Annotated in this window: 1 protein-coding gene; it reads right to left on the bottom strand. The window is 46.1% G+C overall.

All coding sequences use genetic code 11. The features are described 5' to 3' along the window. Window positions 1–5: 5 nt before the first annotated feature. Entirely contained in the window at window positions 6–16475 is a 16470-nt protein-coding gene (locus AC0OMA_RS09405; protein WP_474222429.1) for an amino acid adenylation domain-containing protein, read from the bottom strand. Window positions 16476–16536: the final 61 nt, after the last annotated feature.

The raw sequence follows: 16536 nt of genomic DNA, 5'->3' as shown, positions 1-16536 counted from the left end.
CCCTCCTATAACAGTTGTTGAATCTTTGTGCTGTCACCCGGGTGATAGCTTCGCAGCTTTTGAATGGCGGAGCCGTGAGTTTCCGGGTACACTTCAATCGTTTCTTCTGTCTGTTCCGCTTCATCATTCGTTTCGTTTGCCATTTTCATCATTACTAGCTGCTTCAGCGGTCCCCCGAGCAGCAATTCCAAAGCTTCCATTGCTTCAGGGGCTTCAATTGAGCCTATGCCTGCCTGAGCCATTCTCTTCTGGTAATCCGGTGATGAAACAACACCAATGCTTCCCCAATAACTCCAATTCATCACGGCCACTGTACAAGGCCATACGTGAGACAGCCGCTGTGCAAAAGCATCCTTAAAACTGCAGCCCGCAGCGTAATTGCTTTGTCCGGAAGCTCTTGCAAACGATTGTACGGAAGAGAAAAACAAAACAAAATCCAGTGGTTCATGCCGGAAAACTTGTGCCATTCGCACGCTTACATCAACTTTTGCAGCAAGAACGTTTCTGAAACATTCCTCACTCATATTCATCAGGCTTCGGTCTTGTAAGACAATCGCAGAATGAATGACACCGTTGATTTCTCGATGCGTTTGTTTCATTGTTTCATACGCGCGTTCTAATTCCTCTCGGTTAGCCGCATCTGCTTGAATGTAATACGGGGCTGGCCCTAGACGTGCAAGTCTGTCCAGCTTGCTTTGAATGGCTGCATCCTTTTTCCTTCTGCCAATCCAAACGATCTGCGCCTGATATGTTCTGATCATATATTCACTCCACGCCTCACCAATACCGCCAGCTCCGCCTATGACAACATAAACGCCTCCGTGCTTATACTTCGTGTGCACCGGTTGATTGTTGTGTACTGGAATCAAACGAAGCTTATGCCAGACCTTGTCTCGATAGGCCCACGTATTCCCTTCTTGATCGGCAAGCAAGGAAAGGAGTTGAGATAACGGCAGGTCTTCGTATTTTTTAACATCGATCAGCTTTGTCTGCCAATTTGGATATTCTTTTGACATTGAACCGATCAGGCCGTGCACCCCGGCATCGACCGGATCGACAATATCATGCTGATCAACATATTGTGTGTTCACCGTCACGACCGTCCAGCTTATCTCCTTCTGTCCATAGCCTAAAGAAAGCATTGCCTTAATGAGCCTATACATTTGAATGACGCCTTGATCTTGGGCTTCAATCATTTCATCGCCGACTTCGCACTCAGTCACACGAGAAGGAGACATCCACACGATGTGGTCAAACGATCCGAGTGCTTCAAGCTGTCCTGCAATTCTATGAATTGATGCGTTCGGCTCAATGTACAGCTCCTTGGCAAATGGGATCTGCCTTTGAACAGCTTTTCTGCTGTTGTCATCCCCTCCGAGGATGACAACACGCTCATCAGCAGGCGAAATGATCCTCTTCTCCAGCTGCACTCGATCCCATATCGGCGCCATAAGAAGCGCTCCGTTAAGAGTTGCTTTGGAGTTTCCTAGTGATGTCGGCCCGTCTGGCGGTTGTATGCCTTCTTCCAGCAGCCTTGAGGTAATCCCCTTGATTCTTACACACACTCGGCCTTGTTCATCACACAAATCAATATCCAGTCTCTGTATTTTGTCCTCATTAGGACGAGATGTCACAGACACCCACATTTTATTTGTACACGGGCTGAATATTTCTAGCTCTTGCAGCGCAAAAGGCAGAGAAAGCTGCTCGTCACCGGAATTCAGCTTTAGCCCGATCGACGCTTGTAAAGCAGAATCGGCCATACTTGGATGAAGAACGAATTCATTCAGTGTGTGAGTTACACCAGCAGGCAGAGAAAGCTCTGCCAAGGCTTGATCGCGGCCGATGTAAAGCCGATCTATCCCTTGAAAACCAGGTCCGTAGTCAATGCCGATCGCCTTAAACAATTCATAACACTGGTCGTGTGAGAGTGTGCTTAAACTGCATTGATCTTGAAGCACGCTGATATCCTGGACTGGAATGTCTCCTGCCCCGCGGATTGAAGCACTGCCTTGACAATGTATCTTTCGATCATTATGTGCAGCCTCTGTATAGACGTTAAAAGCAATCTCGCCGTCCTGCTGGGGATTTAGACTGATATCCACTTGCACAGGCTGGCCGTCCGCCACAATCGGCTGCACCCACACAACATTTTTGATGTGAATAACAGATTGTTGATCTTCGGTTCTTCTCACTGCTCTTGTAACGGCAGCATGAACCATCTCAAGATATGCCACGCCCGGCATAACCGGTTTTCCCTTCACCTTATGATCGGCGAAAAAGAACTCAGCACCTGTAAAGGCCGAGCTGAAACGCTGCTCTGACAAATCAGATGTGTTGACATGTATCAATGGATGCAAAGCTGCTGATTCGACTGTTTTTAAAGCTGTTTGATGGGCGGCTGCCTCCTCTTTCGTATCCGTTATCCAGTAGCGTTCTTTCGCAAATGGATAGGTAGGGAGGCTGATGCGTTTCGGCTGTTTGCCGTCATACAGTTTACTCCAGCCTATTTCCATGCCTTTTACCCATAAATCAAGCAGTCTTTCATATATGTGAGGCTCCCAGCTATTGTTGAGCGTTTTCTGTACTTCGTCATCTGATCTCAATGTTTGTGCGATACCTTTTTCTGCTCTGCCTCTGTACATGTACTTCGCATTGGTGCCCCCTTCTATAAAGAGGTTCAGTTTTTCCAGCAAGTCCCCAGTCGAGATAGCGATGATCCCTAATCTCTCCTCCATTGCATCACGCCCCTCTTGGAGTGTATAAGCAATATCAGTGAGGTCACGAGCAGTGATAGATCGCTTGCTGATAAAGTCTGCTAATTGCCGGGCTTGGTCTTTCAGACGATCTTCATCCTTTGCCGACAAAATAAAGATGCCCGGGTGCTGTGCTGTCACAGCTGGTGCTGTTGCAGGATGGGTTGTTTCTTTCGGAATGTATTCCTCAATGACCACGTGGGCATTGACGCCGCCTATCCCGAACGAACTGATACCTGCGCGGCGCGGCAGCTCTCGGCCGGCTTCATCCCGAAGCGCCTGCCATTCTCTCGATTCCTGCACAATATAAAACGGGCTGTCATCCAGTCTGATATATGGATTTACAGTTTCACTGTACAGACTTTTGACAAGCGTTTTATGCTTGAGCTGCAATAACACTTTAATGACACCCGCCACACCGGCCGCCAGCGATAAGTGACCGATGTTTGTTTTCGCTGACCCAAGTCCGCAATGGCTGCCATGAACAGCCGGGTCCCCCGTTTTTTCATACAGCTCTTTAAATGCCGCTTTTAAGCCGTTGATTTCTACTGGATCGCCCAGCTCGGTTCCAGTCCCATGCGCTTCAATATAAGTTACGGTTCTTGGATCAATTCCCGCTTTTTCATATGCTGTTTTTACGACATCCGCCTGAGCTTTCGGATTAGGAGTCGTTAGAGAATTTGCGCGGCCACCGTGGTTTACCGCACTTCCTTTAATGACACCGTAAATATGATCACCGTCTCGTTCAGCCGCTGTCAGCTTTTTCAGAAAGAGAATGCCGGCACCTTCACTGACTGCGAATCCATCGGCTTTGTCAGAAAATGTTTTGCATCTTCCTTCTTTGCTCAGCGCCCCGGCCTTATCATAGGCGATATGGCCTTGCGGAGTTACGACCGTGTTGACCCCTCCCGCAATCGCCATTTCACAGTTTCCATTTTCAATGGCGCAAACCGCATGATGAATGGCGACCAAAGAGCTTGAGCACGCAGTGTCGATCGGTTCACTCGGTCCATGAATGTTCAGGAAATAACTGACTCTATTCGGTCCTGCAGAAGGACTCATATTCGCAGCCGCTGAGCCTTCGATGTCTACATTTGACAAAAGTGAACTGTACCCTGTGTTTCCTGTCCCGATGAAGATTCCCGTTTTGGTTCCTGCCAGGCTTCTCGCTGAGTGTCCCGCTTCTTCTACCGCCTTCCACGCATAGGTCATTAACAGGCGCTGCTGAGGCTCCATCTGCTCAGCCTCCAGCGGAGATATGCCGAAGAACAATGGATCAAAGTCAGCTACTTCATCAATAAAACCGCCCCATTTGACGTTTGTTTTATTCGCTTCTTTCAGAGGGTCTCCGTAATACTCCTGCCAATCCCAGCGGTCTTTTGGAACCTCTGTAATACAATCTGTGCCCGAAGACAGGTTCTTCCAATATTCCTCAACGTCTTTTGCCTTTGGGAAAACGCCGCTCATCCCCACAATCGCAATAGGCTCAGGCTTGTGATCAGCTTCCTTTTGCATTGGTGTTACCGAAGGTTTTACAAAGCGGTTTTCAGTCGAAAACGTCATATTTTTTATATTCTGTTCGACAGGCTGCATCAGCACCCCAGCTTTGGCAGGCGTTTGAGCTGTAAAAGCATTTGGATATTCTTCTGACAGATACCCTGCAAATGCATAAACAGTTGCGTGCTCAAAGAAGATCGTAGGCGTAAGATCCAGCTTGTACTTCTCATTCAGTGTATTTGCGAATTCAGTTAACGTAATCGAATCAAATCCATATTGATTAAACTCCATGTCCGGGTCAATCTCTTCAGGTTTGATTTTGAGCAATTGAGAGATTGTTTGCTTTAAAACTTCTTGAATGTGGTCAAACATATTCCCTTGATCCATTCTCGCTTCAGATGTCACCGGTACTTGCACTGTTTTCATTGGTACATCATCAGAAGACGGCTTTTGAGTCAGCTTTTCCCTCATCATGTCTTTGATTCCTTCCATGACGATAACTTGATCTTTGCCAAATGCCAAACCTTTATACAGCGCTTGAATGCCGGTCTCGGTCCGCATTGGAGTCACACCTGTGTTTTTCAACGTCATGTTTTCAATTTCTTTATTCGCGCGCATGCCGCCTTCTTTCCAGAGCGGCCAATTGATTGACAACGTTTGTCCGTGCCTGTACATGGCGGTTACAAGCGCATTTCGATAAGCAGCATAACTGTCCATAAATGCATTAGCCATTGCATAATCGGCCTGTCCCGCGCTGCCGGCAACACTTGATATTGAAGAAAAGAGGATAAAGAAATCTAACGCAAGATGCTCGGTTGCCTCATCCACATTCACAAGCCCTTTCACCTTAGGAGCGAGAACTTGTGTCAGCTCTTCATTGGTTTTGCTCATAAGATAGTTATCTTTAATCAGCCCAGCGCTGTGAATGACACCATTCAAGTCTTCGTAATCAGACGTAATGCTTGTGATAAGCTCGGAGGCTGCTTCCGTTTGTGTCACGTCAACCTGCCTGTATTCTGCGCGTGCCCCTAATTGCTGAAGTTCGTTAAGCTCCGCCTGCTGATCCGCATTCAACGCGGATCTGCCTGTCAGAATGAGCACAGGCTGTTCGGCTTGACGAGCAATCTCTTTTGCAAAAATAAACCCAAGTCCTCCTGCGCCACCCGTGATGAGATATACACCTTTATCTCTCCACGGCATGCTTATTTCCCGATCATCTATTTGCATTTCATCCAGATCATTGATGTACCGTTTGCCTTTTTCATATTTGATGTGCTGATCTTCTGTGTGCCTTTTATTCTCTTTCAGTTTTTCTATTACACTTTCAACATTTTCATGTGAATCGATTTCAATCGTCTGGCCGATTAGTTTTTTATTCTCCAGGCCGGCGGTTTTAAGGAGCGCCGATAGCCCTGAGAATGAGTACTGCTTTCTTTGTGCAGAGGTAAGCAGCTGGATCAGAACATTGCCCTGAGGTCTGCTTTTGAGAAGACCCTGGACCGTCTCAAGCGCTTGTTCGGCATAATCTTGGAACCTCTCTGCAAGTCCTTCGCGGAATGACTCCAAAACGATGCATTCCGCTCCTGTCATTCTTGATTCAATGCGATCTTTTGAGAGGCCATTCATGTCGCAAAGCATGACAATGTGCCGTTCGTAATGAGGCTCAGGACTTTCTTTTTTAAAATCCTTAGGCACCCATTTTTCTTCAAACATCAGGGTTTCCAGCGTTTGATCAGATTCCGCCGATCCAGAGCCGCCTTCTGCTGCTCTGAAAGATAATCCTTTCATCCGTACGCAAACATTGCCGCTCTCATCTAAAATATCAATATCGCGCTTTTGCACCTTATCAGTTGCCTTGCTGCCTTGGCTGTATCTTGCGTATACCCACATTTCTGAAGAACATGCTCCGAAGACTTCAAGCTCCTGCACCGCAAAAGGCAGTGTCAGCTGGTTATCCCCGGCGCCTGTCAAAATGCTTGACGCCTGCAAAGCAGAATCCATCAGCCCAGGGTGCATGTTGTACTGGCTGAGCGTATCTGCAGCTGACGGATGCAATGACAATTTTGCCAAAACAAATTGTTCAGCTGTATAGATTTTTTTCACTCCGCGATAAGCAGGACCATATTCAAATCCAATCATTCGATAGGTGTCGTATACTTCGTTTACGCTGAAATGACTTTCCTGACACTGCTCCCGCAGAGATTGCAAATCAACCGCCGGCAGATTTTCAGCAGGATTCAATACCGCGCTGCCTTGACTGTAGACGATTGACTGTTCGCCAGTAACGTCTGAATGACCATAGATTTCATAAGAGATCTCACCATTTTCTCCCGGTAAAAGCCTAATGTGTACTTGCTGCGGCTGATCCTCTACAACAATAGGCCGCACCCACACCGCATTCTTTAGCTTCATGATGCGCGGTACATCTTGTACCTCTGCGGCCTGCTCAACAGCTGCCCGCGCCAATTCAAGATGAGCCACTCCCGGCAAAATCCGTTGGCCTTTCACAACATGATCAGCAAGGAAAAACTCTTCTCCCGTATAAATAGAGCTAAACCTTTGTTCCGAGAGATTCGATGTGTTTTGATGCATTAATGGATGCAGCATGGCTCCGCCAAGGCGGGAGGCTGCTTGATTTGCATCAATGCTGCCGCTTTTTTCAATATGATCAGAGATCCAATAACGGTCTTTTGCGAAAGGATACGTCGGCAAGCTGATGCGCTTTGGCAGATTCTCGCCATACAATTTCGTCCAGTCTACATCAAGCCCCTTTACCCATAATTCAAGCAATTTTGCATACTTTCCCCGTTCCATCCATTTCTCGACGGCTTCTTGAATCTCTTCGTCCTCTGTCAGCATTTGGAGTGTGCCTTTATCAATCCTGCCTTTAAATACATCCTCCACACCGCTTTTGCCTGCTGCAAAGTCTTTTAACTTTTGCTGTACATCCTCAATGGAACCGGAAATAATCCCGAGACGTTCTTCCATCGCATCCCGTCCGGCTTGCAGTGTATAAGCGATTCGGGCGAGATTTACGTCACTATATGTTTGCTTATCAAGCGCATCTGCCAGCTGCTGTGCATGTTCTTTTAGCCGCGCTTCATTTTTAGCCGATAAAACGAAGATACCCGGATGTTCCGGCGTGATGGATGGTATATTCTCATCGGATGCTTCCGGAATATATTCCTCGATAATCACGTGGGCGTTTACCCCGCCGATTCCAAATGAACTGACACCTGCCCGGCGAGGAAGCTCTTCTCCCCGTTCATTTTTCAGCGCTTTCCATTCTTCCGTTTCCCGTACGATATAGAACGGACTGTTTTTCAGTTGAATGTATGGATTCACGTTTTCGCAATGCAGACTTTTCACTAAGGTTTTATGCTTAAGCTGCAATAATATTTTAATAACTCCTGCTGCACCGGCTGCCAGCGATAAGTGGCCGATGTTTGTCTTTACAGACCCTAATCCGCAGTAAGGATTGGCTGATGTGTCTCCTTCATTTACACCCAATGCTTTAAAAGCTGATTTCAAACCGTTAATTTCAACCGGGTCTCCAAGCTCCGTCCCGGTTCCGTGGGCTTCAATGTAGGTCACGGTTTTCGGATCGATTCCCGCTTTTTGATATGCCGACTGAATAACATCTGCCTGCGCCTTCGGATTGGGAGTCGTTAAAGAGGCTGCACGGCCGCCGTGATTGATTGCACTGCCTTTTATGACTCCGTAAATGTGGTCTCCCGCTTCTTCAGCCGCTTTTAATTTTTTCAGGAACAGTATGCCGGCACCTTCCCCATGCGCAAAACCATCGGCTTGATTTGAAAACGTCTTGCATTTTCCTTCTTTGCTCAGTGCACCCGCCTTATCAAAGCTGATATACACCTCAGGAAGGATAATCGTATTTACACCGCCGGCTAATGCCATGTCACAAGTGCCTTCCTCAATTGAAGAGATGGCATGGTGGATCGCCACTAGTGAACTTGAGCACGCTGTATCAATCGGTTCGCTCGGCCCGTGCAGATTAAGGAAATAACTGACCCGGTTCGGACCGACCGATGGGCTCGTATTGGCTGCCGCTGATCCTTCTATTGCCGAGTTCGCTTTAGATAGAAGAGAGCTGTATCCTGTATTTCCCGTTCCGATGAAGACGCCGGTTTTTGTGCCTGACAACCTTTTCGCCGAATATCCTGCATCTTCGATCGCTTTCCAGGCGTAAGTCAGCAGTAAGCGCTGCTGAGGTTCCATTTGTTCAGCTTCACGCGGGGAAATGCCAAAGAATAATGGATCAAAATCTGCAATTCCGTCAATAAAACCGCCCCATTTCACGTTCGTTTTATTGACTTCCTTCGCCGGATCACCTTCATATTCACGCCAATCCCAGCGATCTTTCGGGATTTCCGTCATGCAGTCTTTGCCTTCTTTTAAGATGTTCCAGTACGCCTCAACATCTTTCGCCATAGGAAAAATCCCGCTTATGCCCACAATGGCAATTGGCTCAGGCCCAGCATCACTCTGTATGGCGTTTGGCAGCACGACTTGCTGCTTTCTGCGTCTTTTAGCTTTGGCACGCACGGCTTGTTCCTGTTTCGCAGCAGGCTGAAGCTGAGTCGATGCAGCGCGCACAGCAAATGTCTTCGCAAATACCGATTGATATTCTTCTGACAAATGCTTGCCAAACGCATGAATCGTCGGGTGGTCAAAAAATACGGTTGGCGTCAGCTCTAACTGATAGGCGCGATTGATATGGTTGGTGAATTCAGTCATGGAGATAGAATCAAAACCATACACCGTCATCTCGGCATGATCATCAATCGTTTCAAGCTTGACCTTTAACTGCTTGGCGATCTCTCGCTTTAACATCGCCTTTACTTTAACCAGCAAACTGTCTGTATCAATGCTATTTATTTGTTCAGTCATGTGTTCTGCTTCCTTCTTTTCCATAGGTGCTGAGGCGTTTTTTGCCAGCATGTTTTGTTTTATTTTCTGCACATCGCCTTCGATCACCATTACTTGGTTTGCCTCTGAATGAAGTGCTTGATATAATGCCTGAATTCCTTTTTCCGCCCTCATAGGAACAATACCAGCCAGTTGCACAAGCCTTTTCTCAGTTTCTTGATCGACCTGCATGCCTCCATCTCTCCATAAAGGCCAGTTTACAGAAAGCGTCTTCCCATGCCGCTGGCTGAGGCCGGCAAGCCTATTTCGATAGCCTGCATACATATCCATAAATACATTGGCTGCCGCATAGTCAGACTGGCCAATGCTCCCTAAACTTCCTGAAAGAGATGAAAAGAGAATAAAGAAGTCTAAAGGCAAATCCTTGCTCGCTTCGTCTAGATAAACAAGCCCTTTTACTTTAGGCGCCAGTACATCGTGCAGATCTTTTGCCTGTTTATTAACCAGGTAGCTGTCCTTGATGATTCCGGCACTATGAAGAATACCGTTCAGACGGCCATATCTTTTTTGAATGTCGTCAATAAGCTGATAGACTTCAATTTTATTGGTAACATCTGTTTGCCGGTAGGTGATGTCAGCCCCCTTGCTATGAAGCTCTTCCAGATTTTTGCTTTTGGTTTCGCTAAGAGGTGAGCGGCCTGCCAGAATGACTGTCGCATTTTTCGTTTGTTCCGCAATTTCCTTTGCAAAAATATGACCTAGTCCGCCGGCACCTCCTGTAATGAGATAAACGCCATTGTCTTTCCACGGTTTGCTGCCGACGCCTTTTGCCTGTTTGATTTCACGCCAATCAGCAATATACCGTGTCCCGTTTTGATATTTGACATATGAATCGCCGCTCATTTGATTTTCTAACAGTTTGCCAGCGATGCTTTCTCCACTTTCTTCACTGCTGACTTCAATCATTTGGCCGGTTAGTTTGGCATTTTCCTGACAAGCTGTTTTCAGCAGTCCTGTCAACCCTGAAAACAATTGCTGTTCTCCCTCTGCAGAGGTTACGATCTGAACGAGAATGCCGTCTTTCGGTTTCGTACGAATGATCTCTTGTACCTTTTTAAACACTTGTTCTGTATAAGAATGGAAACGCCCATCTACTGAAGAAGGCCTTGCTTCCAGGCTGTATACACGGACACTCTCGATGGCTGCTTCAATTTGTTCTCTCGTCTCATGATCATATTCACATAGGAATACGAGATGCTCTGCATATTTTTTTGCAGCTAAGCCGGCAGCAGCCTTTTGTTCTTGCCAAACGGGTTGAAGCAATAAAGTTTCAGTGTTGATTTTTGATGGTTCGGTTTGTACATCTGCCTCCATCACTCTCGTCGAAAATCCTTTCAGCCGCACGCAGATCATGCCATGCTCATCGCATAGGTGAATATCGACTTTCTGTATCAAATCCCCTGGTTTGTTTTTCGAGTTGAATTGAACATAAACCCACATGTCAGAAACGCACTGACGAAAGACCTCAAGTTCCTCCAGGGCAAATGGCAGTGCTGCCTTAAAATCTTCAGTGTCTGAAAGTTCCGCTCTGACGACATTTTGCAAATATTCAGCCGCCTGTAACGCCCCGTCCATTACACTTGGATGAAGAACATAATCGTCCAACGTATGTGCAACAGATTCCGGCAGTGATAATTTGGCAAGCAGCTGGCCGTCGCCTTTATATACGGTCTCTACACTCTTGTAACCTGGACCGTAATCGGCGCCGATCATCCCTTCATAAAACGAGGCAGCATCCAGTCTGCTTTGATCACATTGTTTCTTGATCTTAGAAAGATCCAGTACTTTTTCATGCTTTAACTGAATCAATTCCGCTATACCTTGGTTATATACAACTGGTTCTGCATCAGCGGATTCCGGATTACCATACATCCGATAAGCAATGTGTCCGCCATCTTCATCGTAAAGTCCGATATTTACCTGAACCGGCTCACTTTCTGCTACAACCGGGCGAACCCACACGACATTTTTCAGCCTGATTCCAGTTTCATGATCCTCCAATCCGCCAATTCCTTGTTCTATAGCGGCTCTTGCCATTTCAAGCGTGACCGCCGCCGGCAGTATCGCCATGCCTTTAATGATATGCTCGGCAATAAAATACTCTTGTCCTGTGAAAATGGAGCTGAAACGCTGCTCTGACAGAACCGATGTATTATGGTGCACCAAAGGATGCAAACGAGATGGTTCAATTGTTGTGATAGCGCCGCTGCTGCTTTCAGGCCAGTATCGTTCTTCGGCAAAAGGGTATGTCGGCAAGCTGATGCGGCGTGGCTTTGTATTTGGATAGAGCCTGCGCCATTCAACGTGAAAGCCATTTGCCCACATCTCGGCAAGCTTTCTCAATTCTTCTTTTGATATCCGTGATGAAGCCATATCATCTGCTTCAGCATTTCCAAGCAGCTGTTCAGCGGATGTCATTCTCGTTTTTTCTCCTTGAATACAGCCTTCTGTGAGCGGCTTTCCAGTCACAAAAGCTTCCAGCTGATGTTTCCATTCTTCCAGATCGTTCACTATAAAAACGATCCTGTTATCCATTGCTTCACGGCCGACTTGGAAGGTATATGCAATATCTCTTAAAGAGAAATACCTTTGCTCGTCTTGATTGATATAGGACAGCATTTCCTTCGCGTATACTTGGAGCCGTTCACTATTTTTAGCTGATATAGGAATGATGTAAGGCTGATTGCCTTCGTTTTCGGTATCTGCATCAGAAATGTTTTCATATTGCTCAAATATAGCATGGGCGTTAGTTCCGCCAAGGCCGAATGAGCTCAGAGCCGCCCGGTGGATACCTGAGTGTTTCTCTAACGATTTTCGTTCACGGACAACATAAAAAGGAGAGCTTTCAAACTTTATATCCGGATTCGGCTCCGTACAGTTGATAGTCGGTGCAAGTTCATTATGGTATAAACTCATCGCAACTTTAATGCATCCGGCTAACCCCGCAGCTGTATCCAAATGGCCAATATTCGTTTTCACTGAACCGATTCCGCAAAATTGTGTTTTGTCGGTGTATTGCTTGTACACTTTATTTAGAGCAGACATTTCAATAGGATCGCCTAATTTCGTTCCCGTCCCGTGTGCTTCAATATAACTGACCGTTTCAGGATGGATCTTGGTTGTATCCAATACATGCTGTATCACTTCTGTTTGGCCTTTTACACTTGGCGCATAGAAGCCTGCCTTCTCTGCCCCATCATTATTGATGCCTATTCCGCGCATAATGGCATAAATATGGTCACCGTCTTTTACGGCATCCACAGCTTTTTTCAGCAGGATGACTGCTACGCCTTCACCTCCGGCCATTCCGTCCGCCGAAGCATCGAACGCCTTCACATGCCCGTCGCTTGAAAAATTCAACCCGTTTTGGTGCACGTAGCCGATCGCTGATTGTGCGTGCAATGTTGCGCCTCCGACAAGCGCATATTGTGATTCGCCCGATGTCAGGCTTTTGTATGCTTGATATAAACCGACTAGTGATGAAGAGCAGTTAGAATGAACAAAATAGCTTGGCCCTTTTAATCCGAGCTTATGTGAGATCATGGTCGGAATGGTTCCGCTTTGGGCTAAAACCCATGAGACATAGCCATCCGGTGATTCATGTTCTTCTGTTGTCTCCTTCGGCAATAACGTTCTATATGAATTGCTGCTTGCAGACATATATACACTTGTTGCCGGAATCTCCTTAGCCACATATCCTGCATCTTCAATCGCTTTCCAGGAGTGCAGCAATAAGAGGCGGAGCTGAGGGTCCATATACTCAGCATCTTTTGGCGAAATTTGAAAGAAACTGGGATCGAATAAGTCTTTCCCTTCGATCACTGATTGCACCGGCACATAGTCAGGATGCTGTATCAATTCTTCGGGAACTCCATTTGCGCGAAGCTCTTCTTCAGAAAAGAATCGTATGCTTTCTTTGCCTTCTTTGATGTTGTTCCAGAAGTCATGATGATTTTGCGCACCCGGGAACTGGCAAGATATCCCCACAATCGCAACACTGTCGTCAAAATAAGGAGGAATCGTCTGTTCTAGGTGTTTTCTATCTTTTTTGACATCCTGATGATCTTCATTTTGTGTCCCGGCTAGATCTGAGTTTTTCATCTCCAAAATGTATTCACTGATTGCACGGATCGTGGAATACTCAAACAGCTCAGTAACATGAAACTCACAATCGAATTCTTTTTTGATTCGTTCAGCCACAGCTACAGCCAGAAGCGAATCGCCGCCCGCATCGAAAAATCCGTCTTCCGGCCCAAATCCGCTGACCTTGAGCGTTTCCTCCCAAATGCGCAGCACCTGATCCTCTATTTCCGTTAATTGCAAGTGATTTGGTTTCCTTCTGTTGAACACGATCTTGCGTTTTTCTAATTCTTTACGGTTCACTTTTCCGCTGGGCGATAATGGAAGCTCATCTAAGCGGATAAAGTGTGAAGGTATCATATATTCCGGCAGACTCGATTTTAGATGAAGGCGCAAATCTTTTGGATTGGCAGAGGCATGTCCGCTTTCCTCTGTATAATAAGCAGCGAGCTGTTGATGGCCCTCCAGCTGCTTCACCACTACCGCCTGATCTAAAATGCCCGGAAATTCACTCAGCTTTGTTTCTATTGCGCCCAGCTCGACGCGAAAACCGCGTATTTTGACTTGGCTGTCAATCCGTCCCAAGTATTCTATGTTGCCGTCAGGAAGCCACCTTGCTGAATCACCCGATTTATATAGCTTCGTCCCTGGTTCAAAGGGATTATCAATAAATTTTTCAGCCGTAAGCTCCGGCTTTTTAAAGTAGCCTCTTGCCAAACCGGCTCCAGCGATGCAAAGCTCACCAGGCTTTCCGATCGGGACAGGCTTCAAATGCTGGTCCACAATATAAATTTTCGTGTTGGAGACAGGCTTTCCAATCGGTGTATGGTGACTTGCGATATCTCCTTTTCCGCATCCGAAATACGCAGCGTAAATGGAGGCTTCCGTCGGTCCGTATATATTTTCAACACGGCAGTTTGTAAAGAGTGATACCGCCTTTTTCACTAATTCTTTAGGGAAGGCTTCACCTGCAACCATCATATACTTCAGCGGTCCGTCCTCTGTGAATCGCTTGTTGTCTTTCGCCATTTCTAAAAAAACATGCAGCATGGCCGGCACAAAATTAATGTGAGTCACTTTATATGTTTCAATATAATCCATGCAAAGCTGCGGTGATTTCTCCCCATTAGGCGGAAGAATCACTAGACGGCCGTCTCCAATAAACCATCCGAATAATTCTGAGATCGATACATCAAACACATAGTTCGTCTTCAATAAATATGCATCCTCAGCCGTTACAGGATAGTGAGATTCAAGAAAATTCAGGGTATTCATAATGCTCCGATGCTCTACCATAACCCCTTTAGGCTCTCCGGTGCTTCCCGATGTATAAATAATATAAGCGAGGTGTTCCGGTTTTACTTCCCGCTTTAAACCGCTGCTTTGCTGGTCTGTATAACCGTTTCGGCAAGCTAACTCGATATTGATCGCTTTTACATGGCTGCCAGTTAATCCGCTGATCCTCTCATGAACGTTAGGTTGGGTGAGGACAATGGATGCCTGACTGTCTTTGAGCATGTACTCTAATCGTTCTTGCGGAAAACTTGGATCTAACGGCATATACGCTCCGCCAGCTTTCAGTATTCCTAAAATTCCGATGATCATATCAAACGAACGCTCTGCACAAATGCCAACGGGCTGTTCAGGTCCAACACCCTGATGTTGAAGGTAGACTGCCACAGATGTGCTTTTTTCATCTACTTCTTTATATGTAAGTGATCTGTCTTCAAACATCACAGCAACCGCATTGGGGGTTTGTTTCGCTTTTTCCTCAAACACCTCATGTATACACTTGTCATTTGCAATGTTTGTCCCTGTCGCATTCCATTGTTCCAGCAAACTAGTTTGTTCTTGATTTAATTGCAAAGAGTAAGCTTCAAGCGGCAAAGACGGGTCCTCCATCATGTGCTGCGCGAGCTTCATATAGTTCTCCATCATGCTTTCAATGGAGGACAGTTCATACAAATCAGGGTTGTACAGAAGATGAAGCACTGTTTCATTTTGTTGCTCATATATTTCGAGTGCCAGCTCAAATTCACCCTCTTGCCGAATGTCTTCAATATATTCGATGCCAAGCGTTTGATACGGTTCGAGCACTTTTTGCAAGCCTGTTGCCTGAAAAAAGTTTTGGTACAGAAAGGCTGTTTGAAAAACCGGAGAATCCGTGGCCGAGCGGTCTACATTCAGCTCTCTTACCAATGCAGGGAACGGAAACGCCGCATGATCCAGACCGTCAGCCATTGTCAGCTGCAGCTCCCGAATAAATGCTGTTAATGGCTGAGCTCCGATATTCTTGCTCCGAACAGCCATCATATTGATAAAATAACCGATTAGGGTTTCAAATCTGTCTTCTTGCCGACCCATTGTCGGAACGCCGACAATGATATCCTTTTGTTTTGTATAATGGTGCAGCAGTACTTTGTAAATGGAGAGAAACACAACCGATTCATTCACATGATTGGTGCGGGCAAACGATTTAATTTGATTTCTCAGGTGATGGGGGAGCAAGCTTTTATAAGCTTGCCCCTTGAATTTTCGTGCTGAAGACCGCGGACGGTCAGCAGGCAAATCAAGAACTGGCAGACTCCCAGACAACTGTTCTTTCCAGTAAGCGAGATGCTCTTCCCCTTCTCTGCCAGTCAGCATCCGTTTTTCCCAATCGACAAAATCGTAATAATCAGCTGTTAATGGCTGCTGCAAGGGCTCAATCCCATTCAGTAATTGTTGATACGCTTCGAATAGCGCCGATATCAATGTCAGCATCGACACACCATCAAATATGATATGGTGAATTGTTATAAGAACAATGCATTCTTCTTCTAACCGTTGAAAAAGATGTGTGCGCCATAACGGACCAGCTTCCAACTGGAAAGGTTCTTTTGCTTTTTCTTTTAGAAAAGACAAAATATCTGCTGATTTTATTGCTGATATATCCTCTTCCACAAAACAAAGATCCTTTGATAACTGAACCGATTGAAATGGAACGCCATTCTCTTCTTGAATCACACTGGCTAAGACTGGATATTGTTTCTGTACAAACAGAAGGGCTTTCTTGAACGTCTCTGCATGTATTGGTTTGCTGAAGCGAAAGCATAAAGGAATATTATATGCACTCATCCCAGGAGACATTTTTTGAAGCATCCACAGCCCTTTTTGCCCTTCTGAAAGCGGGCTTTTCAACTGCCGCTTCATGCCTTTAAGATGTTCTTCCACCTCAGAAATGGTTAATTCTCCTGATCTGAAGGCATCGAGA

This window comes from Bacillus sp. AMCV2 (assembly GCF_056033925.1).
Note: the sequence above shows the minus strand (reverse complement) of the source record. Positions and strands in the feature narration are given on the sequence as shown.

Excerpts from the sequence above, each read along its gene's own strand:
- AC0OMA_RS09405 (WP_474222429.1), bottom strand. The coding sequence starts at position 16,475 with ATGAAGCGGCAGTTGAAAAGCCCGCTTTCAGAAGGGCAAAAAGGGCTG.